Source organism: Corynebacterium gallinarum (assembly GCF_014837045.1).
Classification (GTDB): Bacteria; Actinomycetota; Actinomycetes; order Mycobacteriales; family Mycobacteriaceae; genus Corynebacterium; species Corynebacterium gallinarum.
The window spans coordinates 157,563-183,378 of the sequence record NZ_JACSPR010000002.1; the positions used below are offsets into that span (position 1 = coordinate 157,563).

26 protein-coding genes are annotated in these 25,816 nt (G+C 64.4%); 9 read left to right on the forward strand and 17 right to left on the reverse strand.

What is annotated here, in order from left to right; translation table 11 throughout:
• The first annotated feature begins 14 nt into the window (after positions 1 to 14).
• On the forward strand, positions 15 to 749 hold the full coding sequence (locus tag H9627_RS03270) for a hypothetical protein (RefSeq protein WP_225213432.1): 735 nt from the start codon (positions 15 to 17) through the stop codon (positions 747 to 749).
• 166 nt (positions 750 to 915) lie between these two features.
• On the opposite strand, the gene H9627_RS03275 is transcribed toward H9627_RS03270, so the two are convergent.
• Together H9627_RS03275 and H9627_RS03280 are read right to left on the reverse strand one after the other, a co-directional pair.
• Positions 916 to 1,119, reverse strand: a complete 204-nt coding sequence (locus H9627_RS03275) for a YbdD/YjiX family protein (protein ID WP_191732605.1) — start codon at positions 1,117 to 1,119, stop codon at positions 916 to 918.
• A gap of 10 nt (positions 1,120 to 1,129) precedes the next feature.
• Positions 1,130 to 3,322 carry a carbon starvation CstA family protein gene (locus tag H9627_RS03280; protein ID WP_225213477.1) on the reverse strand — a complete coding sequence of 731 codons (2,193 nt, stop codon included), beginning with the start codon at positions 3,320 to 3,322 and terminating at the stop codon, positions 1,130 to 1,132.
• Between the two features lie 489 nt (positions 3,323 to 3,811).
• On the opposite strand from H9627_RS03280, the gene H9627_RS03285 reads away from it, so the two are divergent.
• Positions 3,812 to 5,128 carry an O-acetylhomoserine/O-acetylserine sulfhydrylase gene (locus tag H9627_RS03285; protein ID WP_191732606.1) on the forward strand — a complete coding sequence of 439 codons (1,317 nt, stop codon included), beginning with the start codon at positions 3,812 to 3,814 and terminating at the stop codon, positions 5,126 to 5,128.
• A gap of 238 nt (positions 5,129 to 5,366) precedes the next feature.
• The gene (gene metX, locus H9627_RS03290; protein ID WP_191732607.1) at positions 5,367 to 6,500 is read left to right on the forward strand and encodes a homoserine O-acetyltransferase MetX; all 1,134 of its coding nucleotides are present in this window, start codon (positions 5,367 to 5,369) and stop codon (positions 6,498 to 6,500) included.
• A gap of 128 nt (positions 6,501 to 6,628) precedes the next feature.
• On the opposite strand, the gene paaZ is transcribed toward metX, so the two are convergent.
• A complete protein-coding gene (paaZ, locus tag H9627_RS03295; RefSeq protein WP_191732608.1) occupies positions 6,629 to 8,746 on the reverse strand; it encodes a phenylacetic acid degradation bifunctional protein PaaZ in 2,118 nt (705 codons plus the stop codon).
• A 143-nt stretch (positions 8,747 to 8,889) separates the two neighbouring features.
• On the opposite strand from paaZ, the gene H9627_RS03300 reads away from it, so the two are divergent.
• Positions 8,890 to 9,282, forward strand: coding sequence for a PaaI family thioesterase (locus H9627_RS03300; RefSeq protein ID WP_173362563.1), 393 nt, complete (start codon positions 8,890 to 8,892; stop codon positions 9,280 to 9,282).
• Here H9627_RS03300 and H9627_RS03305 read toward each other — a convergent pair.
• The 10 genes from H9627_RS03305 to paaI form a co-directional block, all read right to left on the reverse strand.
• The gene (locus H9627_RS03305; RefSeq protein ID WP_191732609.1) at positions 9,279 to 10,163 is read right to left on the reverse strand and encodes a 3-hydroxyacyl-CoA dehydrogenase family protein; all 885 of its coding nucleotides are present in this window, start codon (positions 10,161 to 10,163) and stop codon (positions 9,279 to 9,281) included. The genes H9627_RS03300 and H9627_RS03305 overlap by 4 nt on opposite strands.
• A 15-nt stretch (positions 10,164 to 10,178) precedes the next feature.
• On the reverse strand, positions 10,179 to 10,955 hold the full coding sequence (locus H9627_RS03310) for an enoyl-CoA hydratase/isomerase family protein (RefSeq protein ID WP_191732855.1): 777 nt from the start codon (positions 10,953 to 10,955) through the stop codon (positions 10,179 to 10,181).
• A gap of 28 nt (positions 10,956 to 10,983) precedes the next feature.
• The gene (locus H9627_RS03315) at positions 10,984 to 12,189 is read right to left on the reverse strand and encodes a thiolase family protein (RefSeq protein WP_191732610.1); all 1,206 of its coding nucleotides are present in this window, start codon (positions 12,187 to 12,189) and stop codon (positions 10,984 to 10,986) included.
• A gap of 84 nt (positions 12,190 to 12,273) precedes the next feature.
• On the reverse strand, positions 12,274 to 13,044 hold the full coding sequence (locus H9627_RS03320) for an enoyl-CoA hydratase/isomerase family protein (protein ID WP_191732611.1): 771 nt from the start codon (positions 13,042 to 13,044) through the stop codon (positions 12,274 to 12,276).
• Between the two features lie 31 nt (positions 13,045 to 13,075).
• Positions 13,076 to 14,227 carry a 1,2-phenylacetyl-CoA epoxidase subunit PaaE gene (gene paaE / locus H9627_RS03325; RefSeq protein WP_191732612.1) on the reverse strand — a complete coding sequence of 384 codons (1,152 nt, stop codon included), beginning with the start codon at positions 14,225 to 14,227 and terminating at the stop codon, positions 13,076 to 13,078.
• On the reverse strand, positions 14,227 to 14,769 hold the full coding sequence (gene paaD / locus H9627_RS03330; RefSeq protein WP_191732613.1) for a 1,2-phenylacetyl-CoA epoxidase subunit PaaD: 543 nt from the start codon (positions 14,767 to 14,769) through the stop codon (positions 14,227 to 14,229). Before paaD ends, paaE begins: the two co-directional genes overlap by 1 nt.
• 45 nt (positions 14,770 to 14,814) lie before the next feature.
• Positions 14,815 to 15,651 (reverse strand): 1,2-phenylacetyl-CoA epoxidase subunit PaaC, encoded by an 837-nt coding sequence (paaC, locus tag H9627_RS03335; protein WP_191732614.1) that lies wholly within the window; start codon positions 15,649 to 15,651, stop codon positions 14,815 to 14,817.
• Positions 15,648 to 15,935: a 1,2-phenylacetyl-CoA epoxidase subunit PaaB gene (gene paaB / locus H9627_RS03340; RefSeq protein ID WP_191732615.1), complete on the reverse strand. Its 288-nt coding sequence runs from the start codon at positions 15,933 to 15,935 to the stop codon at positions 15,648 to 15,650. Before paaB ends, paaC begins: the two co-directional genes overlap by 4 nt.
• A gap of 27 nt (positions 15,936 to 15,962) precedes the next feature.
• Positions 15,963 to 16,940, reverse strand: coding sequence for a 1,2-phenylacetyl-CoA epoxidase subunit PaaA (gene paaA, locus H9627_RS03345; protein ID WP_191732616.1), 978 nt, complete (start codon positions 16,938 to 16,940; stop codon positions 15,963 to 15,965).
• Positions 16,941 to 17,196: 256 nt separating this feature from the next.
• On the reverse strand, positions 17,197 to 17,646 hold the full coding sequence (gene paaI / locus H9627_RS03350; protein WP_191732617.1) for a hydroxyphenylacetyl-CoA thioesterase PaaI: 450 nt from the start codon (positions 17,644 to 17,646) through the stop codon (positions 17,197 to 17,199).
• Positions 17,647 to 17,800: 154 nt separating this feature from the next.
• Between paaI and H9627_RS03355 the strand changes: the two genes are divergently transcribed.
• From H9627_RS03355 to H9627_RS03370, 4 genes are all read left to right on the forward strand, one after another.
• Complete coding sequence (locus tag H9627_RS03355; protein WP_191732618.1) at positions 17,801 to 18,406, forward strand: TetR/AcrR family transcriptional regulator; 606 nt, start codon at positions 17,801 to 17,803, stop codon at positions 18,404 to 18,406.
• A 318-nt stretch (positions 18,407 to 18,724) separates the two neighbouring features.
• Complete coding sequence (locus tag H9627_RS03360; RefSeq protein WP_191732619.1) at positions 18,725 to 20,035, forward strand: AMP-binding protein; 1,311 nt, start codon at positions 18,725 to 18,727, stop codon at positions 20,033 to 20,035.
• Between the two features lie 276 nt (positions 20,036 to 20,311).
• Positions 20,312 to 21,703: an MFS transporter gene (locus H9627_RS03365; protein ID WP_191732620.1), complete on the forward strand. Its 1,392-nt coding sequence runs from the start codon at positions 20,312 to 20,314 to the stop codon at positions 21,701 to 21,703.
• Positions 21,704 to 21,859: 156 nt separating this feature from the next.
• Complete coding sequence (locus H9627_RS03370) at positions 21,860 to 22,861, forward strand: DUF3500 domain-containing protein (RefSeq protein ID WP_225213479.1); 1,002 nt, start codon at positions 21,860 to 21,862, stop codon at positions 22,859 to 22,861.
• A gap of 2 nt (positions 22,862 to 22,863) precedes the next feature.
• Here the strand turns inward: H9627_RS03370 and H9627_RS03375 are convergent, their stop codons facing one another.
• The gene (locus tag H9627_RS03375; protein WP_191732622.1) at positions 22,864 to 23,202 is read right to left on the reverse strand and encodes a DUF3017 domain-containing protein; all 339 of its coding nucleotides are present in this window, start codon (positions 23,200 to 23,202) and stop codon (positions 22,864 to 22,866) included.
• 11 nt (positions 23,203 to 23,213) lie between these two features.
• Positions 23,214 to 24,068: a bifunctional methylenetetrahydrofolate dehydrogenase/methenyltetrahydrofolate cyclohydrolase gene (locus tag H9627_RS03380; RefSeq protein ID WP_191732623.1), complete on the reverse strand. Its 855-nt coding sequence runs from the start codon at positions 24,066 to 24,068 to the stop codon at positions 23,214 to 23,216.
• Positions 24,069 to 24,102: 34 nt separating this feature from the next.
• Here H9627_RS03380 and H9627_RS03385 point away from each other — a divergent pair, with 34 nt between their 5' ends.
• Positions 24,103 to 24,576 carry a tRNA (cytidine(34)-2'-O)-methyltransferase gene (locus H9627_RS03385; protein ID WP_191732624.1) on the forward strand — a complete coding sequence of 158 codons (474 nt, stop codon included), beginning with the start codon at positions 24,103 to 24,105 and terminating at the stop codon, positions 24,574 to 24,576.
• A 31-nt stretch (positions 24,577 to 24,607) separates the two neighbouring features.
• On the opposite strand, the gene H9627_RS03390 is transcribed toward H9627_RS03385, so the two are convergent.
• Together H9627_RS03390 and H9627_RS03395 are read right to left on the reverse strand one after the other, a co-directional pair.
• The gene (locus H9627_RS03390; RefSeq protein WP_191732625.1) at positions 24,608 to 25,087 is read right to left on the reverse strand and encodes a nucleoside deaminase; all 480 of its coding nucleotides are present in this window, start codon (positions 25,085 to 25,087) and stop codon (positions 24,608 to 24,610) included.
• A gap of 86 nt (positions 25,088 to 25,173) precedes the next feature.
• Positions 25,174 to 25,815, reverse strand: coding sequence for a hypothetical protein (locus H9627_RS03395; protein WP_191732626.1), 642 nt, complete (start codon positions 25,813 to 25,815; stop codon positions 25,174 to 25,176).
• Position 25,816 lies beyond the last annotated feature (1 nt).

Here is a 25,816-nt window from a genome sequence, read left to right on the forward strand (position 1 = left end):
GTGATAATGGTGAGATGAACAGCCCCCGTGTCCCCACCGTCCTGGCCGCCACCGTTTCTGCCGTGGGCCTGATCGCCACGCTGGGTGCCCCGGTTGCCCTCGCGGACACCATCACCGCGGACACCGAACGGGAAACCTGCGTGGCCAGCCAGAATGACAACTCCAGCGTGATCAGGTTCTGGGAGAATCTGGAGGACGATGTCCGCGACCAGCGTCTGACCGAGCTGGACGCCGAGGACCCCGGCATCAAGACCGACATCGAGGAGTTCATCGCCGAGGAGCCGGTGGCACCCTCCGCCGCCGAGCTGCAGCGACGTCTGGATGCGGTCGAGGCCGACGAGGGCCTGGCCATGCTGCTGCCGGAATCCCGTACCGACCCCGAGGTGGTGGACCTGCAGAACCGGCAGCGCTTCCAGACCGACTACACCTATGACGAGGCCCAGCAGATCATCGAAGACATCCCCGAGGACCCGGCGGCCAATGTCCAGCAACAACTCGACCAGGCCGCCGATGCCGGTACCCGACTGGCGGAGATCCGCTCCGAGGTGTTCTCCGAGCGCACCGAGGAGTACAACCAGACCCAGTTCGAACTGCGCGAGGATTTCCAGGCCTGTGTGGATGCGATCGACGACGCCCGGCCCATCCCCCTGCAGTACCTGATCCTGGGTGGCGCGATTGCCCTGGCGCTGGTGGCACTGGGCATCCGGGCGTGGAGCAATTCCCGTAAAGGCACCCGGCACGCAGGCTGATCCGGGGAGCGGCTGACAAAAAGCGTTGTTTTGTGCTCAGGAGGGGGCCGAAAATGCCTGTTTCTGACGCAGAACAACACTTTTTGTCAGCACCCCCCTCAACACGCACCACCCCGGCTCCTCCACGAGGGAGGGCCGGGGTGGTGGTTCGTCGATAAGCACGCGGTTAGCAGCAGCGGGCGCCGGGGTTGGCGTCCTGGGCGGCGTAGCGGGCGCGCCAGTACTCACGTTCGGTGGGCACGGGCGCACCGGGATGGTGTGCCTGCAGGTGCGCGACGTATTTCGCGTAGGCGGTATCCCCCATCAGCTCGGTGAGATACCACCACACGTGGGCGGGTGCCTTGAGGATGGTGCGGGTCAGACCGGTCATGGCCGCCACCCTAATGGCCCACGCCACGGTTGACGTGCACACCGGTCTCGGCTTCGCGCTGGTCCCACATGGCCTGGACCTCCTTGTCCCTGGCGGTGGCCACGAAACCGGAGGGGGCGAACAGCTCGGATTCCACGCCCGGTTCCTCGGAGGTGAGAACCTCCCCGCCACGCGCACGGGTCTGGATGGCCTTGGCGCACACCACCAGCGCGGAGATGACCACGATGAGCACCAGCACGGCGAACACGATGGACAACACACCCTGGATGAAGGTGTTGCGGATGACGGCGTCGATGGCCTCCGGGGTGGCGGCGGCACCGAACTCGGTGAGCCCGTCGGCCTTGGCCTGGCGGAAGTTGCTGTTCTGCGCCCAGTAACCGATGGCGGGGTTGGAGTGGAAGATCTTCTGCCAGGACGCGGTCATGGTCACCACCACATCCCACGCCAGCGGAATGGCGGGGATCCAGGCCCACTTGTACAGGCCCTTCTTCACCACGACCACCAGGATCAGCGACAACGCCATGGCTGCGAGCAGCTGGTTGGCGATACCGAACAGCGGGAACAGCACGTTGATGCCACCGAGGGGATCGGTGACACCCATGAGCAGGATCGCGCCCCACAGGGCACAGACCACAATGGTGGAGATCCAGTTGCCCACGGTCCACGTCGGGTCCTTGAAGCGGCGCAGGCCGGGGATGGAGCCGAGGGAATCGGTCATCATGAAGCGCGCCACGCGGGTGCCGGCATCGACGGTGGTGAGGATGAACAGGGCCTCAAACATGATGGCAAAGTGGTACCAGAACGCCTTCATGCCAGCCCCGCCGAAGATGTTGGCGAGGATCTCGGACATGCCGAACGCCAGGGTGGGTGCTCCACCGGTGCGGGAGATCACCGATGCCTCACCGACGCCGTCCGCGGCCTCCTGGATCTGGGCAGCGCTGAGATCATTGCCCGGCAGCCCGATGGAGTTGACCCAGGTGGCGGCTGACTCCGGGGTGCCACCGGTCAGTGCCAGCGGGGCGTTCATGACGAAGTAGAGGTGACGGTCGAGGATCACCGCGGTGATCAGCGCCATGATGGCCACGAAGGATTCCATGAGCATGCCGCCGTAACCGAGCATGCGCATCTGGGATTCCTTCTCCACCAGCTTCGGTGTGGTGCCCGAGGAGATCAGTGCGTGGAACCCGGAGAGGGCACCACAGGCGATGGTGATGAAGAGGAAGGGGAACAGGTCACCGGAGAACACCGGTCCGTTGCCCTCGAGGGCGAAGGAGGTGACGGACGGCATCTGGATCTCGGGGCGGTCAATGAGGATACCCACCGCGAGCAGGCCGATGACGCCGATCTTCATGAAGGTGGACAGGTAGTCACGTGGTGCCAGCAGCAGCCAGACCGGCAGGATGGCGGCCATGATGCCATAACCGATCAGGGCCAGTGCCAGGGTGGTCTTGGACCAGGTGAACCACTCCACACCCCAGGAAGTCTCGGCGACCCAACCGCCGGCGACGATCGCCAGCAGCAGCAGGGCCACACCGATGATGGAGACCTCGGTGACCCGGCCCGGGCGCAGGTAGCGCAGGTACAGGCCCATGAACATCGCGATCGGGATGGTCATGGTGATGGAGAAGACACCCCATGGGGAATCCGCAAGCGCATTGACCACCACGAGCGCCAGGACCGCGATGATGATGATCATGATGGTGATGGTGGCCAGGATGCCGGCGAAACCACCGACGCTGCCCATCTCATCGCGGATCATCTGGCCGAGTGAGCGGCCGCGGCGGCGGGTGGAGATCCACAGCACCAGGTAGTCCTGGACCGCACCGGCGAAGATGACGCCGAGGATGATCCACAGGGTGCCGGGCAGGTACCCCATCTGGGCCGCCATGACAGGGCCGACGAGGGGGCCCGCACCGGCGATGGCGGCGAAGTGGTGGCCGAAGAGCACGCGGCGGTCGGTGGGGACGAAGTCCTTGCCGTCATTGACGTATTCGGCCGGGGTGGCGCGGTTGTCCTTCGGCTTGACCACCTTGTACTCGATGAGGCGGGCGTAGAAGGAGAAGGCGATGATATAGGAGCCCACGGCGGCGAGCACGAGCCACACGGAGTTGAGGGTTTCACCACGGGCGAAGGCGATCGCACCCCAGCCGACCGCGGCCAGGACACCGAATATCAGCAGACCCACCCGGGCGGTGGGCGACATCTTTGCGGGTTTCACACCCACCGGGAGGTCGGTGGCATTACTGTAGACCAGGTTGTCATCTGTCCTGGCATCGTCTTGTTTAAGGGTCACGAGGTTCCAAGCTTTCTCTATGAGGCAGGCAACGCTGCGGAAATTGCGGGAAACTGCGGAGAACCCCATCCGCGCACGGTGCATGGGTGGCCGTGGTGCGGATCGGGTGGAAAGCTGTGAGCAGGCGTTTCTGCCCCGGGCGACCGGGTGATGGTCATCCTTGAGGGAAAAATATCACCCAAGTGTGATTAGCGCCATGGTTTCGCCCGGTTATCAACCAAAAGTGGTCTGTCCACACCCCCGCCTACCCCGCGTGGGGGCCGAACCGCTCGGTCTATTGCACTAGACCGAGCGGTTCATTAGGGTGGCTGGTATCGCTTTGACGCCGTCACCCCGGTCGCACCCGCGGGCTTGTCGACGACAAACACACCACTACATCAACAGAGGACTTAAATAATCATGGCACCGAAATACGACAACTCCGACGTTTCCGACTGGGGTTTTGAGACCCGTTCCATCCACGCCGGCCAGCCGGTGGATTCCGATACCGGTTCCCGCAACCTGCCGATCCACCTCACCACCGCCTTCGTCTTCAACTCCGCCGAGCACGCCAAGCAGCGTTTCGCCCTGGAGGATCTCGGCCCGGTGTATACCCGCCTGACCAACCCGACTGTGGAGGCCGTGGAGAACCGCATCAACAACCTCGAGGGTGGCGCACACACCGTCTTCTTCGCCTCCGGCCAGGCCGCGACCACCGCCGCGATCCTCAACCTGGGTGGCGCAGGTTCCCACGTGGTGACCTCCCCGCGCCTCTACGGTGGCACCGAGACCCTCTTCCAGGTCACCCTCAAGCGCCTGGGCATTGAGTTCACCTTCGTGGAGAACCCGGATGATCCCGAGTCCTGGCAGGCTGCGGTCCGCGACAACACCATCGCCTTCTTCGGTGAGACCTTCGCCAACCCGCAGGCCGATGTCCTGGACATCCCGGCTGTCTCCGAGGTGGCACACCGCAACCAGGTGCCCCTGATCGTCGACAACACCATCGCCACCGCCGCCCTCGTCCGCCCGATCGAGCTGGGCGCGGACATCGTCGTCGCCTCCCTGACCAAGTTCTACACCGGCAACGGTTCCGCCCTCGGCGGCGCGCTTGTCGACGGCGGCAAGTTCGACTGGACCGTTGAGCGTGATGGCAAGCCCGTCTTCCCCGACTTCGTCACCCCGGACCCTGCCTACCACGGCCTGAAGTACGCCGACCTGGGTGCCCCGGCCTTCGGCCTCAAGGCCCGTGTCGGCCTGCTGCGCGACACCGGTGCCGCCCCCTCCCCCTTCAACGCGTGGGTCACCAACCAGGGCCTGGACACCCTCTCCCTGCGCCTGGAGCGCCACAACGAAAACGCCATCAAGGTCGCCGAGTTCCTCAACAACCACGAGAAGGTGACCAAGGTGCACTTCGCCGGTCTGCCGGATTCCCCGTGGTACGCCACCAAGGAGAAGCTGGGACTGAAGTACACCGGTTCCGTGCTCACCTTCGAGGTCGCCGGCGGCAAGGACGAGGCCTGGGCCTTCATCGACGCCCTCAAGCTGCACTCCAACCTGGCCAACATCGGTGATGTGCGTTCCCTGGTGGTCCACCCGGCCACCACCACCCACTCCCAGTCCGATGAGGCCGGTCTCGCCCGCGCCGGTATCACCCAGGGCACGGTGCGCCTGTCGGTGGGCATCGAGAACGTCGAGGACATCATCGCCGACCTCGAGCGTGGTTTCGCCGCGATCTAAGCCGGTCACTGTCTGTTGATGCCCTGTCTGTGGGTGCGCGTTGCCGCGCGTCCTGCCGGACAGGGCATCACTGCGTTCACATCCCTTGGGGCCCATGCATGAAAGGCCACCGGAAACTGGCCTAGACAGAGCTGTCCATATAAACTTGGCCCGAGTTCCCACCCTAGAGTTCTAACCCCGGGTTCCCACCCAGCGACCCACCCCGACGCTCCAACAGTCTGAACAGGCGGTATTCCCGATGCCACAACTTGCCCCCGAAGGTCAGCTCACCACGCAGCAGATCGGTGACATCCGGACGGAAGCGGGTGCCGTCATCCCGGACGTGACCATCGCCTACCACCGCTGGGGCGAATACGAGGAGACCTCCGACGGGTCAACCAATGTCGTCCTCATCGAACACGCACTGACCGGCGACTCCAACGCCGCCGACTGGTGGTGCGACCTGGTGGGGCCGGGCAAGGCGATCGACACCGATCTCTACTGCGTGATCTGCACCAATGTCATCGGTGGATGCAATGGTTCCACGGGCCCGTCCTCCCAGCACCCCGACGGTGGATTCTGGGGCAGCCGCTTCCCCGCCACCGACATCCGTGACCAGGTCAAGGCGGAGAAGCAGTTCCTGGACACCATCGGCATCACCCGGGTCAAGGCGGTGCTGGGCGGGTCCATGGGTGGCGCCCGCACCCTGGAATGGGCAGCCATGTTCCCCGAGGTGGTGGACGCAGCCGCGGTGCTGGCGGTCTCCGCCCGCGCCAGCGCCTGGCAGATCGGCATCCAGTCCGCCCAGATCATGGCCATTGAAAATGACCACCACTGGCATGAGGGCAACTACTACGAATCCGGGTGCAACCCCTCCAAGGGACTCGGTGCCGCCCGCCGCATCGCCCACCTCACCTACCGCGGCGAGCTGGAGATCGACGAGCGTTTCGGCACCCAGGCGCAGAAGGGGGAAGATCCCCTCGGCCCCTACCGCAGTCCCGATCAGCGTTTCGCCGTGGAATCCTACCTGGACCACCAGGCCGACAAGCTGGTCAAGCGTTTCGACGCCGGCTCCTATGTCACCCTCACCGACGCACTCAACCGCCACGACATCGGCCGGGGGCGCGGTGGCCTGAACAAGGCCCTGGAATCCATCACCATCCCGGTGATGGTCGCGGGCGTCGACACCGACATCCTCTACCCCTACCACCAGCAGGAACACCTCTCCCGAAACCTGGGCAACCTGCTGGCCATGGCCAAGATCGTCTCACCTGTTGGCCATGATGCCTTCCTCACCGAATCCCGTCAGATGGATCGCATCCTGCGCAACTTCTTCAGCCTGATCTCACCCGAGCAGGAGAACCCCTCGACCTACATCGAGTTCTTCATCTAACTGTCCGGCTGGGTGGACCTGCCCGCCCCGCAAGCGCAGATAACAAAAGACCTGAGCTCCAACTCCCTCGAAGGGGGTTGGAGCTCAGGTCTTCATGGTCCTGCACTGCGCCTCAGCAGGCGATCAGGTTACTTCTTGTAGAGGGTGTCCACCTTCTCGGCGAGAGTGAGCACGTCATAACTGGCGACAATCTCATCGTTCTGGTTGTACAGCACGGCGTCCCAGCAGACCTCGCCGTAGTCATCGGTGACGCGCGGGGTGATGCGCTTGGCGGTCAGTTCGACGCGGATGGAGTCGTCGTAGGTCACCGGGGTGATGAAGCGGAGGTTCTCCAGGCCGTAGTTGGCCAGGACGGGGCCCGGCTGTGGCTCAACGAAGAGGCCGGCGGCCCAGGAGACCAGCAGGTAGCCGTGGGCGACGCGACGTGGGAAGAACGGGTTCGCCATGGCGGCCTCCTCGTCCACGTGGGCGTAGAAGGTGTCGCCGGTCTTCTCGGCGAATTCGAGGATCTCCTCGAGGCTGACCTTGCGCAGGTCGGAGGCGAACTGGTCGCCGATGCGCAGGGTGGCCAGGTCCTTGCGGAAGGGGTGCACGCCGGTGCCGGCCGTGACATCCGCGCGGGTGACACGGTTGACGGCCGCACCGCGGTGCCACTGGCCGGTGATGGCGGTGAGGTGGTCCGGGGTGCCCTGGATGGCGGTGCGCTGCATGTAGTGCTTGACGCCGCGGATACCGCCGAGTTCCTCGCCACCACCGGCGCGGCCCGGGCCGCCGTGGATGAGGTGTGGCAGTGGGGAGCCGTGGCCGGTGGAGGTGCGGGCGTCGTCACGGTCGAGGAAGTGCAGGCGGCCGTGGTGGGCGGCGATGCCCATGGCGAACTGGTTGGCCAGGGCCGGGTCGTGGGTGATCACGGAGGCCACCAGGGAGCCCTGTCCGCGGGCGGCCAGGCGGATGGCGTCGGCGGTGTCGGTGTAGCCGATGATGGACACGACCGGGCCGAAGGCCTCGGTGTCGTGCACGGCGTCGGCATCGGCGTTGTCGAAGGTGAGGATGGTCGGGGCGAAGAACGCACCGTCGAACTCTTCCGTGCCGCCCAGGCGCACGGTGCCGCCTGCTGCAATGAGCTTGTCGACGGCCGCCGCCACATCATCGCGCTGCTCCACGGAGACCACCGGTCCCATGGTGGTCTTCTCATCGCGGGGGTCACCGACGACGATCTTGGCGGTGATGCGGTCCGCAAGGGCGGAGGCCACGTCGTCGATAAGCCCCGCAGGCACGATGGCGCGGCGCACGGCGGTGCACTTCTGACCGGCCTTGGAGGTCAGCTCGCTGAAGAGGGTCTTGACGTAGGCGTCGAATTCCGGGGTGTCCGGGGTGGCGTCCTCACCGAGGATGGCGGCGTTGACGGAGTCTGCCTCGGCGCTGAAGCGCAGGCCGGCGTGCTGGACGTTGTCATGTGCGCGCAGGGTGGCGGCGGTGGTGGCGGAACCGGTGAAGGCCACGTGGTCACGGTAGTCCAGGTGGTCGAGCAGGTCGCGGGCGGAACCGGAGATCAGCTGGATGGAACCCTCCGGCAGGATGCCGGACTCGACCATGAGGCGCACGCAGGCCTGGGTGATGTAGCCGGTGGGGGTGGCGGGCTTGACCACGGAGGGCACACCGGCGATGAAGGACGGTGCGAACTTCTCCAGCATGCCCCAGACGGGGAAGTTGAAGGCGTTGATCTGGACTGCCACACCCGGCAGCGGGGTGTAGATGTGGGTGCCCTGGAAGGAGGAATCCTGGGACAGAACCTCGGTGGGGCCGTCGATGATCACATCGGAGTTGGGCAGTTCGCGGCGTCCCTTGGAGGAGTAGGTGAACAGGGTGGAGATGCCGCCGTCGATGTCCACGCCATTGTCGCGATTGGTGGCACCGGACTTATAGGCGATCTCGTAGAGCTCCTGCTTGTGCTCGCCGAGGTAGAGCGCGATCTCCTTGAGTTTCAGGGCACGCTCGTGGAGGGTGAGTGCGCGCAGGTTCTTCTGTCCCACGTCGCGGGCGTAGGCGACCGCTGCGCCGATATCCAGCCCGTCGGTGGATACCCGGGCCACGATCTCGCCGGTGGAGGCATCCGCGACCTCGGCGATGCGGGTGGGGTTGTCCGGGGTGACCCACTGGCCGCTGAGGTAACTGGGGACGATGGCCACCTCACGGTCGAGGATGGCGGTGGTGGAGGACTGGGTGTCGGTATGAGCTGTGGTCATTGGTCCTGTTTCCTTTCGGGAAGATAGGGCCGAACAAGTGATAGTTACCGAACGGCCGGTCAGTAATTACTGTTAGTATAGTCACAAACAGTGAAAGCACCAGAGGGTCTTTCACAATTATTCAGTCAAAGGAGTTGGAGAAGATGGAACCCTGGAAGATTGTTCTCGGCGAACTGGACGAGAAGATGGGCGTGAAGGTCATCGAGGAATCCGCCGAACGGGTGGTGGCCACGATGCCGGTGGAGGGCAACCGCCAGTCACTGGGACTGCTGCACGGTGGCGCGATGGTCTCCCTCGCCGAGGCGGTGGGCAGCTGGGCCGCCGTCATCCACGCCTCCACGATGGGCAAGGTGTGTGTGGGCGTGGACATCAATGCCACGCACCACAAGTCCAGCCGGGACGGACTGGTCACCGCGACCGCCACCGCGATCCGCCTGGGCCGCTCGGTCTGCAGCCACGAGGTGGTCATCACCAACGAGGATGGTGACCGCCTCTGTACTGCGCGGATCACGAATATGGTCGTGGATAAGCGCTAGCTGTAGTCGTAGAAACCGCGGCCGGACTTCCGGCCCAGCTCCCCACGCGCGACCATGTCGCGCATGAGCTGCGGTGGGGCAAAGCGCTCACCGAGGGTGGATTCGAGGTACTCGGCAATACCCAGGCGCACATCCAGGCCCACGATGTCGGTGAGCTTGAGCGGGCCGACGGGGAACTTGTACCCCAGCACCATCGCGTTGTCGATGTCCTCCGGGGAGGCCACACCCTCCTCCACCATGCGGATCGCCTCAAGTGCGATGGCCACACCCAGGCGGGAGGAGGCGAAGCCCGGCGCGTCCTTGACCACGATCGGGGTCTTGCCCAGACCGGCGACCCACCCGCGGGCCAGGTCCACCAGTGGCTCCGGGGTGGAATCAGCCACCACGACCTCCACCAGCTTCGATGCCGGCACCGGGTTGAAGTAGTGCAGACCGATGACCGGGTTGTCCACGGACAGGGCGAGATCACTCACCGACAGCGAGGAGGTGTTGGTGGCGATGACCGCCCCCGGTGCGGCCGCGGCGATCTTCCGGAAGGAATCAGCCTTGAGATCGATGATCTCTGGGACCGCCTCAACCACCAGGGGGTGATCGGCGAAGGCTGCCGCATCGGTGCTCAGGGTGAGGCGTTCCAGCCACTGCTCCACCGTGCCCTCGGCCCCACGTTTGATGGACCCTTCGATGTCGTTGGTGATGCGTTCGCGGGCGGCCTCGACCGCGGCGTCGTTGATGTCCACTACGGTGACATGCGCACCGGCGGCGAGGAAGGAGTGGGCGATACCCGCACCCATCCGGCCACCACCAAGTACGCCCACCACGGTGGGCACACCGACGTCGGTGGAATCGAAGGTGAGGTTGAAGGTGTCTGCTGGGCTGGTCATGGGTGTGTCTCCTGCTTACTTGTTCTTCTTGCGGTCGAGGAAGGCCTGCATCCGGTCGAACTTGGCCTCGGATTCAAAGAGGATCGCCTGGGCGATGTTGTCCACCTGGGGGTGGGCACCGGCGGGCATCGCCATGACCTGCTTGGAGATGCGCACGGCGAGGGGATCGAGCTTGGCGATGCGGCCGGCGAGTGCCAGGGCGGCGTCGAGAAGCTCTGCCGGTTCGTGCACCTCGGTGACCAGGTGGACGGCGAGCGCCTCATTGCCGTCGAGGACCTTGCCCGCCAGGAGGATCTCCTTGGCCACGGCCTCCCCGATCAGGGCCTTCAACCGCCACAGGCCACCGGCGGCCGCCACGATTCCGAGGCCGGCCTCCGGCTGACCGAACTTGGCGCCCGGGGTGGCGAGACGGAAATCGGCGGCCAGCGCCAACTCCATCCCCCCACCGAGTGCGTACCCGTCCACGGCCGCGATGACGGGGGCCGGCAGCTGGGAGATGCGGTGGAAGAGCATGTTGTTGATGCCGCGCAGGGCATCATCGCGGCGTCGTTCACGCATCTGGCCGATGTCGGCGCCGGAGACGAAGATGCCCTTACCGTTGGCCTCACAGCCGGTGATGATGAGGATCTTGGGATTGAGTTCGAGGTAGGAGCACACCTCATGGAGTTCACCGACCATGGTCTCGTCGATGGCGTTACGGACCTCGGGGCGGGTGATCTCCACCAGGAGGTAGGTGTCGGTCTCGGTGAGGGTGAGCGCGGTGAAGTCGCTGCTCAGGGTGGTGTCGGTCATGGTGTTGGTCACGGTGTTTCTACCTTTCCTAAACCTTCTCGATGGCGATGGCGGCACCCTGGCCGACCCCGATGCACATGGTGGCGACACCCTTCGTGCCGCCCTCCTGCTCCAACCTGTTGAGCAGGGTGATGGTGATGCGCGCACCGGAAGACCCCAGCGGGTGCCCCAGTGCGATGGCGCCACCCCAGGTGTTGACCTTGTCGGTGTCCAGTCCCAGTTCGCGGATGCAGGCCAGTGACTGGGAAGCGAAGGCCTCGTTCAGTTCCACGGCATCCACATCATCGATGGACCAGCCGGTGCGTTCCAGCACCTTCTTCGTCGCCGGGACCGGGCCCATGCCCATGATCTCCGGGGCGAGTCCGACGCTGGCGCCACCGACGACGCGGGCGCGGGCGGTGAGGCCATACTTCTCGAGTGCACGCTCGGAGACCACCAGAATCGCCGAGGCACCGTCATTGAGGGAGGAGGAGTTACCGGCGGTGACCACCTCTCCCCCGCCCACGACCGGGCGCAGCTTGGCCAGCACCTCGGTAGTGGTTCCCTCGCGGGGTCCCTCATCGGTGTCCACGACGGTGACCTTCCCCTTGCGGCCCGTGACCTCGACGGGGACGATCTCGGAGTCGAAGCGTCCGGCCTTGATGGCCTCGACGGCGCGTCGCTGGGATTCCACCGCGAAGGCGTCGGCGTCCTCGCGGCTGATGTTCTTCACGCGGGCGACCTCCTCCGCGGTCTCCGGCATGGAGTAGGTGGTCTTGTCCTGGGCGGCGAACACCGGGTTGGTGAAACGCCAGCCGATGGAGGTGTCGAAGATCTGTCCCGGCTTGGCGAACGCGGTTGCCGGCTTCTCCTGGACCCAGGGTGCACGCGACATCGATTCCACGCCACCGGCCACCACGATGTCAGCCTCGCCGGCCTTGATCATGTTCGCTGCCATGGTGATCGCGGACATGCCCGACGCACACAGGCGGTTGACGGTGATGCCGGGGACGGAATCCGGGTATCCGGCCAGCAGCCACGCCATGCGGGCCACATTGCGGTTTTCCTCACCGGCGCCGTTGGCGTTGCCGAAGATGACCTCATCCACGGCGGCCGGGTCGATGCCGGCCTCCTCAACGACAGCCTTGATGGTCAGTGCGGCCAGATCGTCCGGGCGCACGGCGGACAGGGCGCCACCGTAGCGTCCGACGGGGGTTCGACGGCCGGAGACCAGGTATGCAGTGGGGGTGGACATGGGTGGGGAGCTCCTTGGGTTCGTTGCGGTGTACGTGGTGCAGCAAGCTTGTCGACGCCCGACCTACCGGGCGTTGTCGCCAGCCTAACGGCCAGCGAATACCGGGGGGCGCTTTTCGTTGAAAGCGGCGAAACCCTCCGCGTAATCATCGGAGGAGCACAGCTCGCCCTGGGCGATGTTCTCCTTCTCCACCGATTCCCACAATCCGACGCGCTGATCGCGCAGATCCTGGATGAGGGCACGGCTGGTGAGGAATGCGCGGGTGGCTCCGGTGGCCGCCTTGTGGGCAGCCTCCCGGGTGACCTCCAGGAGCTGGTCAGCGGGGATGGCGCGGGAGAACAGACCGGCCTGCACCGCCTCCGCACCGGAGATGAGATCCCCGGTGACAATGAGGTCCATGGCGCGGTGGGCACCGAGACGCTCGAAGAAGAGGGCGTGTCCACCGGAATCCAGGGTGGCGCCCAGGTTGGCGAAGGGGGATCCGAATCTGGCGTCCTCGGCCACGTAGACGATGTCGGTGGCGATCACCAGGCCCAGTCCCACGCCCAGGCAGGCGCCCTGCACGGCGGCGAAGGTCGGTGCCGGGAAGTTGCTCATCTGCTTCAACACCGGGGTGACCTTGTTGGCCAGGTAATCGGTGGCGTCGTCCTCAGCCGGGACCACGCCGCGGATGTTGCGGCCCGCACAGAACCCCTTGCCCTCGCCCCGGAGGATGAGCGCCCGCACACCGCGGACCTCGGCCTCGGTGTAGGCGGCGGACAGATCCTTGAGGTCAGCCTCGGCCAGGGCATTGCGTGCCTGGGGGTTGTTCAGGACGATCTCGGCGGTGTCGTTCTCGATGTGCAGGTCAATCATGGACTGGTACTCCCTTGCGTGTGTGTTGTGTCTATGCGTCGTAGTCCACGACCAGGGTGTCACCCTTGGGTCGCGTCTGGCAGGTCAGGACATAACCGGCCTCGACCTCATCGGGTTCAAGGGCGTAGTTCTCCTCCATCTCGTACTCACCTTCGACGACCTTGGCGCGGCAGGTGCCACAGACGCCACCGGCGCAGGCGAAGGGGACATCCGGGCGGGCACGGAGTGCGGCGTTGAGCACGGATTCGCGGGCACTGGAGGGGGATTCGATGGTGCCGGAGAGCCCATCGAGGGTGAAGGAGATGGTGATGTTGTCACCCTCCGGGTCGGCGATGACGGGGCGTCCGGTGTTGCCCTGGCCCGGGCCGTCACCGGGCTTGCCGGTGGTGAACAGCTCGAAACGGACGTTGGAGGAGTCCACTCCCCTGCCCTCGAGTTCATCGCGGCACAGCTGGACCAGCTCGAAGGGTCCGCAGAGGAACCATTCCTTGACCTGGTCGGTGCGCAGCACCTGATCGAGCAGCAGGTTCAGCTTTTCGTCGTCAATGCGCCCGGAGAACAGCGGGTTGACGCGCTGCTCGCGGGAGAGCACATGGTGGACCGCGAACCGCTGGGGGTACTTATCCTTCAGGTCACCGATCTCCTCGGCGAACATGACATCGGCTCCACCCTTGTTGGCGTAGACGATCTCGAAGGTGGCCTTCGGGTTCTCCGCCAGCACGGTCTGGGCGATGGCCATGATCGGGGTGATACCGGAACCGGCGGCGATGGCCACCAGGTGGTTGTTGCCGGCCTGCTGGGCGATGGCCTCGGCATCGTTGAGGGAGGTGACGTGGGTCTTGGAGGTGAACGCACCCTGGGGGTTCATGACCTCGAGGGTGTCACCGGCCTTGAGCTCCTCGTTGGCCCAGGTGGAGAACAATCCACCGAGGTTCTTCTTCACCGCGACCCGGATGGTGCCCGGACGTGGGATGTCGCAGATGGAATAGGACCTGCGTACCTCGGCACCGTCGAGCTGGGTGCGCAGCGCCACGTACTGGCCCGGGACGTAGTCGTAGTCCGCCTGGAGTTCCTCGGGGACCTCGAAGCTGATCTCGACCGCATCGTCGGTGAGTCGGCGCACCTCTGAGACGGTGAGGGCGTTGAACTTTGCCTTTTGCTTAGGAAGGGTGGGAGTAGTCATTAGTGCACCTTGAAGTAGTCGAAGGGCTCGAGGCAGTCCAGGCAGTTGTAGAGGGACTTGCACGAGGTCGAGCCGAAGTGGCTGAGCTTGCGGGTATTGGTGGAGGAACACTGGGGGCAGGCGATGGTCTCGGGACGCATCAGGGTCAGGCGGACCACCCTGCTGCCCTCATCATCAGTGCGGCGGGCAGGCGGGGCGATGCCGTAGTCACGCAGTTGCTGACGTCCCTGCTCGGTCATCCAGTCTGTGCTCCAGGCCGGCTGGAGCACCAGCTCGACCCTGGAATCCTCATATCCGGCACCCTGGAGTGCCTCCCTGACATCACTGGTGATCCGGTCCATGGCCGGGCAGCCGGAGTAGGTCGGGGTGATGGTGATGACAGCGGTGGCCCCCTCGAACCGGGCACCACGCAGGATGCCCAGGTCGGCGATGGAGATCACCGGGATCTCCGGATCAGGAACAGTCGCTGCCAGATCCCAGAGCTCTGCTTCTGCTGCCGTGGTCGGTCGCAGTGGGTGAATCACAGTGTCAGTGGTGTCCACGGTTGCTCCTTATATATAGGGTGCGGATGAATGGGGGGTGATCGGTTACCAGGTGGCGCCGGGGTGGCGCCTGGCCAGGGACTGCATCTCGGCCAGGATGTAACCGCGGTACTCGTTGTACTTGCCGGTGCGCTGGCTGCTGCGTGCGGAGGGCACCTGCGGGATCTCCAGGCCGGCCTCCTCGAGGACGTAGGCGATGTTGCGGTCGAACTCATCCCGGAGGCTGGACGGCAGAACCGCCTCACCGGTCTCGGCGAGCTTGGTGTGGATGGGCAGGTCCTCGAAGAGTTCCGCCACGTAGGGCCACATGTAGTAGAGGCCCTCGGTCATGCGGCGGTGGGACTCCTCGGTGCCCAGGCCCAGTCGCAGGGTCCACTGGTTGGCGTGGTCGGCGTGGTATTCCACTTCCTTCACGGCCTTGGCGGCGATCGCGGCGAGGGTCTCGTCGGTGGAGTCCTGCAGCGCGGTGTAGAGGCCGAGGAAGTAGTGGGACATCAGCAGCTGACGGGCGATGGTCTGGCCGAAGTCACCGTTTTCGGTTTCGGTCAGGCGGGCGGAGCGGAACTCCTCCTCATCGCGGAAGTAGGCGAGGTCATCCTCGGTCTTGTTCCAGGCGGTGCCGGCGTAGCTGTAGAGGAACCGTGCATGTCCGACCAGGTCGAGGGCGATGTTGCCGATCGCGATGTCCTCTTCCATCTCGGGTGCGCGGGATACCCACCAGCCCAGGCGCTGGGCCAGCATGAGTGCGTCATCGCCGAGGGTCAGTGCGTAGTTGGCCACATCCTCGGTTGCGACTGCGCCGGTGGCCTGGATGTCTTCTGCTGTAATGCCGTCGCCCTGGGTCTGTCGGGTCGCGGAATCAACGGATGCGAAGCTGCTCACAGGTGTGGCACCCCCTCGGCCTTGGAGTAGTAGGTGGCGTGGCGGTAGTTCTTGCCCTGGGAGGACTCGAAGAACCCACCCTTGGAATCGGGATCGGAGGACACGACGACCTCGGCGGGGACGACCCAGACGGAGGTTCCCTCATTGCGGCGGGTGTAGAGGTCGCGGGCGTTGCGCAGCGCCATGGTGGCGTCAGCTGCGTGCAGGGATCCTGCGTGGACATGGGAGAGGCCACGGGAGGTGCGGACGAACACTTCCCACATGGGCCAGGACTGGTTAGACATGATGTGTCTCCTTATATATGGGGTGGTTTAGGCAGTGAGTCGGGTGGCGGCCGGGCGCTGGCGATCCGCGTAGGCGGCGGCCGCCTCGCGGACCCAGGCACCATCGTTGAATGCCTGACGACGGCGCTGCATACGCTGGACGTTGCAGGGGCCCTCGCCCTTGATGACGGACTTGAACTCATCCCAGTCGAGCTGGCCGTAGTCGTAGTGGCCGCGCTCCTCATTCCACTTCAGGTCCGGGTCCTCGAAGTGGAGACCCAGTCCCTCCGCCTGCGGAACGATCATGTCGACGAAGCGCTGACGCAGCTCATCGTTGCTGAAACGCTTGATCTTCCATTCCATGGACTGCTGGGAGTTCGGGGAATCCTCATCCGGTGGGCCGAACATCTGCAGTGCCGGGCCGTAGAAGCGGTTGATCGCCTCCTGGGCCATCTGCTTCTGCTCCGGGGTTCCGTTGGCCAGTTCGTAGAGGATCTCCCAACCCTGGCGCTGGTGGAAGGACTCCTCCTTACAGATACGGACCATGGCGCGTCCGTAGGGTGCGTAGGAGGCGCGGCACAGCGGGACCTGGTTGGCGATGGCGGCGCCGTCGACAAGCCAGCCGATGGCTCCGATGTCGGCCCAGGTACGTGCCGGGTAGTTGAAGATGGAGGAGTACTTCGCTTTGCCGCTGAGCAGCTGGTCAACCAGCTCATCACGGCCGGTGCCGAGGGTCTCGGCTGCGGAGTAGAGGTAGAGGCCGTGGCCGGCTTCGTCCTGGACCTTGGCCATGAGGATGGCCTTGCGCTTGAGGGACGGTGCGCGGGTGATCCAGTTGGCCTCCGGCTGCATGCCGATGATCTCGGAGTGCGCGTGCTGGGAGATCTGACGGGTCAGAGTCTTGCGGTATGCGGCTGGCATCCAGTCGGTGGGCTCGATGCGGGAATCCTGGGCGATGAGAGCGTCGAAGTGCTCCTGGGCCTGGGCATCATCGGTGGATGTCCGCTGCTGTGTGGCTGTCGTCATGAGGGTCCTCCTCGTAGTGTCGCGGTCTACCCGCAGGTTCGCCGCTCTCGGGCGAAGGAAGTGGCTGGGTGTGGAAGTTTGTGTGTCGGTTAGCCGGTTACCATTTACTAACCGACCGCCCGGTCAGTATATGGGGGAAATGTGATCTACGTCAACACTTTCACAGCCGACCCCGGACCGCGGGCGACCTCCCCCACACACCGCACCCACATTGATGCAGGTCACATCGTTGGGCCGGGGGTGTTTCCGGTACCCCCTACACCGCCTTCACCACGCGGGAGGTGCCACGGAACTCCGCCACCACACGATCCCCGACGCGGAGGATGACATCGGTGATCCCGTTACGACCCCAGGCCTGACGGCAGATAGCCTCCGCCTCCACAACCTCGCCCACCCGGGCCGGGGAGAGGTAATGGATACCCACCTGTGCCGCAACAGCGATATCGCCGGCCGCATTGCACACACCGGCGAACACGGCATCGGCAAAGGTGAACAGGATGCCACCCTGTGCGGTACCGTGCCCATTGCACATGTCCTCGCGGATGGTGAAGTGCCCCCGGGCCCCCTCGGGGGACAGCTCAGTGATCACCACGCCCAACATTTTCGAGACGGCATCATTGGCGAACATGGCGCGGACATGATCATATTCAGCACCCTCTGCAACACCGGGGGCGAGAATCTGGTCGGTTTCAACTGCATTAAGCATGTGTTTTCCCCTTTCGCAGGAAAAGTGGTGGAGATTACTTACCGAGTGGACGGTAATATCATGGGAGTGTACGGATCCAGGCACATTCCCGCGGGGAAATGAGAGCTTCACACCGTCCCCCACATCAGTCCGATGGTTCCGACAAGGAGAAACCATGAACTCTGTCACCACCGCCACCACCAACCGGGGTAGGCCCGGCTACGCACGCGAGGATGTCATCCGCATCGCGGTCGACCAGTTCAACACCCACGGCTACGAGGCGACCTCCATGGGCGCGCTCGCCACCACCCTCGGCGTGAGCAAGTCAGCCATCTACCACCACATCACCTCGAAGGAGGAGATCCTGGTCGAGGCCACCGACCAGGCCCTCGAGGCGCTTTTCGACGTGATCGAGGAGGCCGACGCCACGCCCGGCACCGCAGAGGACCGCCTGGCCGCGGTGATCAGCGGTGCCACCCGGGTGCTGTGCGAGAAACCCGAGAATGTCACCCTCCTCCTACGCCTGCGGGGCAATACGGAGGTGGAGAAACAGATCCTGGAGCGCCGACGCCTCATAACCCGCCGTTTCATTGACTTTGTTGCATCCGCCCAGGAGGAGGGCGCCGTGCGTTCCACTCTGGATGCCGGCATGGTCGCACGCCTGACCTTCGGCATGATCAACTCCCTGGTGGAGTGGTACCGACCCGATGGACCGATCTCACCTGAGGAACTCAGTGAAATCATGCCGGACTTCGTCTTCAGGGGGCTCGCTGCCCGATAAACAACTGCTAACCAGGGGCCTCTGCCCGTACGTCCTGCGAACAGGGGTACGGGATGGGGGCCCTTTTTCGCACAATTTATGACGGATTTCATTGTGACTCTGGAAATAGCTGATTCAATAATGTAGCGTCCATCACATACCAACTTACCGACTGGTCAGTTGGTAAATGGGAAACGTACTCACAGAGGATCCTGCACCATGACGCCCTCCTCCTCACAACCGGATGCCACACCGAGTCGCAGGCCAGGTCGCACCACACCCGTTGCGGGTAACGATGCGCGCCAGCACCACCGCGCACAGCCAGAAAGGAACATCCCAATGACCTCCGTCACTGAAATTCACTCCACCCACATCGGTCCTCAGACGGGTATCGAGTACGCATCACGCGATGAGATCACCGCACTGCAGATCGCACGTGCCAAGAACACACTGCGTCACGCCTACTTCAACGTCCCCCACTACCGTAAGGCCTTCAACGAGGCCGGCGTGCACCCGGACGACTTCCGTGATCTGTCGGATCTGGCACGGTTCCCCTTCACGGACAAGGAGATCCTGCGTTCGGAGTACCCCTTCGGTATGTTCGCGGTTCCCCAGAGCCAGATCGTCCGACTGCACGCCTCCTCCGGCACCACCGGGCGTCCCACCGTGGTCGCCTACACCCGCAATGATATTGAGAACTGGTCCGATCTGGTCGCACGGTCCCTGCGCGCGGGTGGTGTCCGCGCCGGCGACAAGGTTCAGGTCACCTTCGGTTACGGCCTGTTCACCGGCGGCCTCGGCGCCCACTACGGCGTGGAGAAGCTCGGCGCAACCGTCATCCCCACCTCCGGTGGACAGACCGAGCGCCAGATCCAGATCATGAATGACTTCCAGCCCGATGCGATCCTGGGCACCCCGTCCTACATGCTCACCGTTCTCGACCGGATGCGTGCCGACGGCGTGGATCCACGCGAGACCTCCCTCCGTGTCGGCGTCATGGGTGCCGAGCCCTGGACCGAGGGCATGCGCCGTGATCTGGAGGACGGCTTCGGCATCGACGCCACCGACATCTACGGCCTCTCCGAGGTCATGGGACCGGGCGTTGCCCAGGAGTGCGTCGAGACCAAGGACGGACTGACCATCTGGGAGGATCACTTCTACCCGGAGATCATCAATCCCGAGACCGGTGAGGTACTCCCCGACGGTGAGTACGGCGAGCTGGTCATCACCTCCCTGACCAAGGAGGCCTTCCCGGTCGTGCGCTACCGCACCCACGACCTGACCCGCATCCTGCCCGGCACCGCCTTCTCCATGCGACGCATCGACAAGATCAGCGCCCGTAATGACGACATGATCATCCTCCGCGGTGTCAACTGCTTCCCGAGCCAGTTCGAGGAGATCATCGTCGAGGACAAGACCCTGCGTCCGCGTTACCAGTGCATCCTGAGCAAGAAGGGCCGCATGGACCACCTCACCCTGGCCGTGGAACATGCACCCGGCTGCAGCGCTGAGGACATCACCCTGGCCACCCAGCGTCTGAGCAAGCAGATCAAGGACCGCATCGGCATCTCCGTCCAGGTTGAGGTCCGCGACCGCGTTGATTCCGGCGAGGGCAAGGCCAAGCGCCTACTCGACCTGCGCAACCAGTAGCACCCAGCAACACCCAGTAACACCCCTCCGGCGAAGTCCCCCGTCATCCCCGGGGACCGCCGCACCGGGATCCCGCCCACCGCTACCCCGCGCGGGCCGGGGCCATCCGGCACTTTCTCTCCACACCCCACATTGCACAGCATCCGCATCTTCCTGCCGGATGCTGTACTTCACGAACCCCGAAAAGCCCCCTACATCCCTACTTTTCGGGGTTCGTCCCCCCTCCCCTTCCGGTAGCACAGTGACAGTGACTGTGCCCAGCAGAAAGTTCCCCCGATGACCACCAACGAAATCCTCACCACAGGGCAGCGTGACACCACCGTCCTGACCACCAGCATCCCCACCGACAGCACCACCGCAGGCACCAACAACCCGCAACCGATCACCCCCGAGCACCGCAAGGTCCTGGCCGGTTCCATGGTGGGTACCACCATCGAATGGTTCGACTTCTTCATCTACGCCCAGGCGGCCGGCCTGATCTTCGCCACCCAGTACTTCAACCCCGCCAGCAACTCCAGCGCCTCCGTCGCGCAGATCATCGCCTGGGCCTCACTGGGCATCAGCTTCCTGTTCCGCCCGTTCGGTGCTGTCATCGCCGGCCACCTGGGTGACCGCTTCGGCCGCAAGCCCGTCCTCGTCCTCACCCTGCTGGGCATGGGTGGTGCAACCGTTGCCATGGGCCTGCTGCCCACCTACGCGCAGATCGGTCTGGCGGCTCCTCTGATCCTGGTGTTGCTGCGCATCCTGCAGGGCATCTCCGCCGGTGGCGAATGGGGTGGCGCGGCACTGATCGCCGTGGAGCACGCACCCCTCAACCGCCGTGGTTTCTTCGGGGCCTTCCCCCAGGTCGGTGTCCCGGCCGGTATGCTGCTGGCCACCCTGTTCATGCTGGTCATGACCACTGTCTTGAGCCCCGAGCAGTTCGAGGCATGGGGCTGGCGCATCCCGTTCATCTCCAGTGTGGTCCTCATCGCTGTCGGTTTCTTCATCCGTCGTCTGGTTCATGAGTCCCCCGTGTTCTCCGAGATGGAGGACCTGAAGAAGAAGGCCTCCGCCCCACTGTCGGAGCTCTTCCGCAAGCACCTCAAGACCGTCATCCTCGCCGCCCTGATCTTCGCGGGTGTCAACGCCGCCGGTTACCTGGCCATCGCCTTCTTCGTCTCCTACGGCACCGGTGTCCTGGGTATGGGTCGCCCCGTCGTTCTGCTGCTGACCTGCCTAACCGCCATCGCGTGGATCGTGTCCACCCTCTTCTTCGGTGCCGCCTCCGACCGTTGGGGTCGCCGCCGCACCTTCGCACTGGGTTACCTGGCCATGATCATCTGGGCCCTCCCGACCTGGATGCTCATCGACACCGCAAACCCGCTGTTCTTCGGTATCGCGGTGGTGGTTCTCGGTGTCCTGCTCGGTGTCACCTACGGCCCGCAGCCGGCGCTCTACGCTGAGATGTTTCCCGCCCAGGTCCGTCTGTCCGGCGTCTCCATCGGTTACGCGATCGGTTCCATCATCGGCGGTGCCTTCGCCCCGATGATCGCCGAGATGCTCCTTGATTCTACCGGCAGCTCACTGTCCATCGGTGTCTACATCGCCGTGATCTCCGCGATCTCCCTCGTGGCGGTTCTCATGGTTCCCCGCACGGGCATCCAGGGCAGGAATCTGCACCACTGATCCACCCCCTACCTGCATCACCACCGCATCCCCTGCCCCGGGGAATGCGGTGGTTTTCTTTCAAACTGTGTGCAGGTAGAAAACCTGGTGAGGTGTTCACAGCTAATTTAACGGTTTAACCATGGTCAGTGGTTTAGATTATTGGACGTGACTTTGATGATCTCCCCTCGTGGCAGGACCGCCTATGTGCTCCTGACCACTCTTGCGATCGGCAGCATGGCCCTGGTCGCCTGCGGTTCCGACCGCGGAGGCGGTCAGACGTCGAGTGAGGAGCCCCGTAAGGTCGCTACGGCGATGGGGACGCGGACCGCGGAGGCGTCGTCAAGCATCCCCAGCATCCCCCCGACCGCGAGCATGCACTACACCGCGGCGCGGGACACCACCCTGACCGCGCGGGCACTCATGGAATACCTCGATGAGGAGCAGCGGCATCTCATCACCGGTGACGGCCTGGATATCAACACCCTCACCCACGCGCAGAAACTCACCGTGTTCAAGGTTCTGGAAACCCTGCTCGATGAGGATTCCAACACCATGATGCGTGCGCTTCTGGAGTACATCGACATGAACCCCGATGCCGCGCCCCATCTGCTGCGGTTCTCCACCGTCCCGGCCCCCAGTGAGCAGTGGAGGATGGATCTGGAGGGGCCCATGCTGGGCCTGCACGCGATGTTCAGCGAGGAGGGCGACGTGGCGCTTGAATCGGCGCGTTTCAATCTGAGCAGCAATGATGTCAGAACCGTCATGGCGACCACCGGGACCGATGTGCCCAGTCATTCCACCGCCCACCAGCCCGTCGTCGACCTGCTCGACAGTCTCACCGATTCGCAGCGGGCGGCGCTGACCACCCCGAACCAGTCCGGGAACGGTGGTTTGCGGGGGGCTGCCCTCACCGAGGAACAGAAGGAGAGGCTGCTCGCCGTCGCCGCGCAGTGGATCTGCGTCGGGCATGAGCCCACGGCACAGTCGAAGCAGGAGCGGATCGCCGCGACCCTCGACGACACGGTGTTCACCCTCGCCGGTGTCACCGGGGAGCGTGACGACGAAGGACTGCAGCTGCGTATCGACGGCCCCGAGGTCTTCATCGAATTCCACCAGAGCTTCTCGGAGGATGGAACCCCCTCCATCCAGTCGGTCTTCGAGGACCCCAGCCTGTAACCTCAGCTGCCCAGTGAATCCACCGAGGCGGCCAGGAAAGCCATGGTGCCTCCGAGTGCGGTGCAGTAGAAGGCGTCGAAACGCCGTGACCGCACCGCCAGCAGACCCACGATCCTGGAATCACACGTCAGGCGGACAACCGCCAGGTAGATCATGGACACGCCGAGGGTGAAGGTGGCGCGCCGCCAGTGCTCGGTGACGGCGAACAGCGTCGCCACCACCACCGCGAGGACGAACAACCCCACCAGTATCCGCTGCGCGGTCACCGGCAGGGGCGAGGGGGCAAGACCCCGGTCATGGGGATTGTCCAGCCGCTCGGACGGGGTGAGGGGGGTGTGCATGAACCGCTCCCCTACAGACCCGCCAGTTTCTCTGCGCGCTCGACGACATTGTGGACCAGGAAGGCACGGGTCAGGGGGCCGACACCACCCGGATTCGGGGATACCGCGCCCGCAACCTCCCAGACATCGGGGTGGACATCACCGAGCAGCTTGCCGTCCTTGCGGGACACACCCACATCTAGCACCGCAGCCCCCGGCTTGACCATGTCGGCGGTGAGCATGTGGGGCTGGCCGGCGGCGGCAACGATGACATCAGCCGCACGGGTCTCAGCCGCCAGATCCTTCGTGCCGGTGTGACACAGGGTGACGGTGGAGTTCTCGGAACGGCGGGTGAGCATCAGGCCGATCGGACGACCGACGGTGACGCCGCGTCCGATGACCACCACCTTCGCACCATTGAGTTCCACGCCGAACCGGCGCAGCAGGCTGATGGAGCCATTCGGGGTGCACGGCAGTGGGGCGGGTTCGTTGAGCACCAGCTTGCCCAGGTTGACCGGGTGGAGGCCATCGGCGTCCTTGGCCGGGTCGATGCGCTCCAACACCGCATTCTCGTCGAGGTGCTTCGGCAGGGGCAGCTGCACGATATATCCGGTGCAGGACTCATCCGCATTGAGTTCATCGATGACCGCGAAGAGATCCTCCTGGGAGACATCGGCAGGCAGATCACGGCGGATCGAGTTGACACCGATCTGCTCGCAGTCACGGTGCTTCATCTTCACATAGGAATGGCTGGCGGGGTCATCACCGACCAGCACGGTCGCAAGACCCGGGACAATGCCCTTCTCCTTCAGCGCTGCGACGCGCTGGCCGAGGTCGGCGAAGATTTCATCGCGGTAGAGGTTTCCGTCAAGTTTGATAGCAGTCACCTTCGCCATTATTCCACGATCTACAATCTTTCCCATGTCTGTCCCACCTCTGCATGTTGTCTTCGATAATCCCGTCATCCCACCCAACACCGGAAACGCCATCCGGATGTGCGCGGGAACAGGCGCCCACCTGCACCTTGTCGAACCCCTCGGCTTCGATCTGACGGAGAAACACCTGCGCAGGGCGGGGCTCGATTACCATGACCTCGCCGATGTGACCGTGCACAAGGACATCGAGGACTGCTTCGCCGCCCTCCCTGGACGCATCTTCGCCTTCACCACCCAGGCCACCGGATGGTTCACGGACATCACCTTCCAACCAGGGGATGCCCTGCTATTCGGTACCGAACCCACCGGGCTACCGCGCGAGCACGTCATCCATCCCCGTGTGACGGCAGAAGTACGGATCCCGATGCTCGAGGGGCGCCGTTCCATGAATTTATCCAACTCCGCGGCGGTGGCCACGTATGAGGCCTGGCGACAGCTCGGTTTCCCCGGCGCGGTCTGAGAGACTCCCCAGGCCCCCTCCCACCGGGTCTTCACAGTGTGCGGAAGTACCGGTGGTGGATCTCCTTCAACTGCCCGGTGAGCTCGGGCACCGGGCCCTTCACCCGCACATCCGGGGCGACCCCATTGATGGGGAGTTTTGCCACCGGGGTGGGTTCGGCACCCCACTCCTGATACCACCGCCCCACCTCGGCACCGGAGACCACATAGATGATCCGGTCCAGCCCCACCCAGGCGTGGGCCGCAGCACACATCGGACAGTGCTCGGTGGAGGTGTAGACCACCGAGGTGGCGCGCTGCTGCGCCGTGAGATTCGCCGCCGCCCACCGGGCGATCTCGAACTCCGGATGCCGGGTATCGTCACCGTTGCCGTCGCGGTTATGATCCTCGAACAACACCTGCCCGGTATCGGCAACCAGCACTGATCCATAGGGACTGTTGCCCTTGTCCAGCGCAATGGCGGCGAGGGCCACGCTGCGGTTCAGATAGAACATGTCGGTCTCGGTCAACATCATCGAGCTCCTTCACGGTGCCGGTTTCCAGTACTCCCCCGTCAGAGAATCCAGTCTAGGGGAGTTAGTTTCCTCGGATGCTCAGATCAGCAGGCGGCAGCACCGGCGCCGGCGGCATCCTCGGAATCGTCTGCCTCCCCGGTATCAACCGAACACACCTCACCGGCCTGCATCACCAGCTGGTTACGCCCCTGGGCGTAGTCCTCATAGGAGGCCTCGTCCTCGACCTCGATTTTGCCATCAACGTAGTTGAAGGTCTCCTCCCGCACCTCGGTTGTGGTGACCTCGCCGGGAGGTGCGTAGTGACCGAACTGGACGATGGCCTGGTCATCAGCGTCATTGCGGTCGACGAAGGGAGCCGCACCCATCTGAACCGGTCGGGGATCGGTGACCAGGTCACCATCCTGGAAGAACACGACAAAACCGCTGGTGTCCTCCTGCTCCCCCTCCGGCTGGGTGGTGCCGGTCAAGCCCAGCCAGCTGATGTGATCGCAGGCGTCATAGTGGTTGTCGGCGACCTCGAAACGGAAGGGTTCATCACCGGTGGTCGGAATCTCACCGGAATCGAGGTACTGCGCAAATGCGGTGTCCTGCGGGGTTTTGTCATTACACGGGGCGGGGTTCTCATTCGGCGGGGAGGAACACGCCACCAGTCCGGCCGTGGTCAGCGCCATCGCGCCGACGATTCCCAGGGTCCTGCCCACACCTGCTGCGAAAAACTTTTCCATG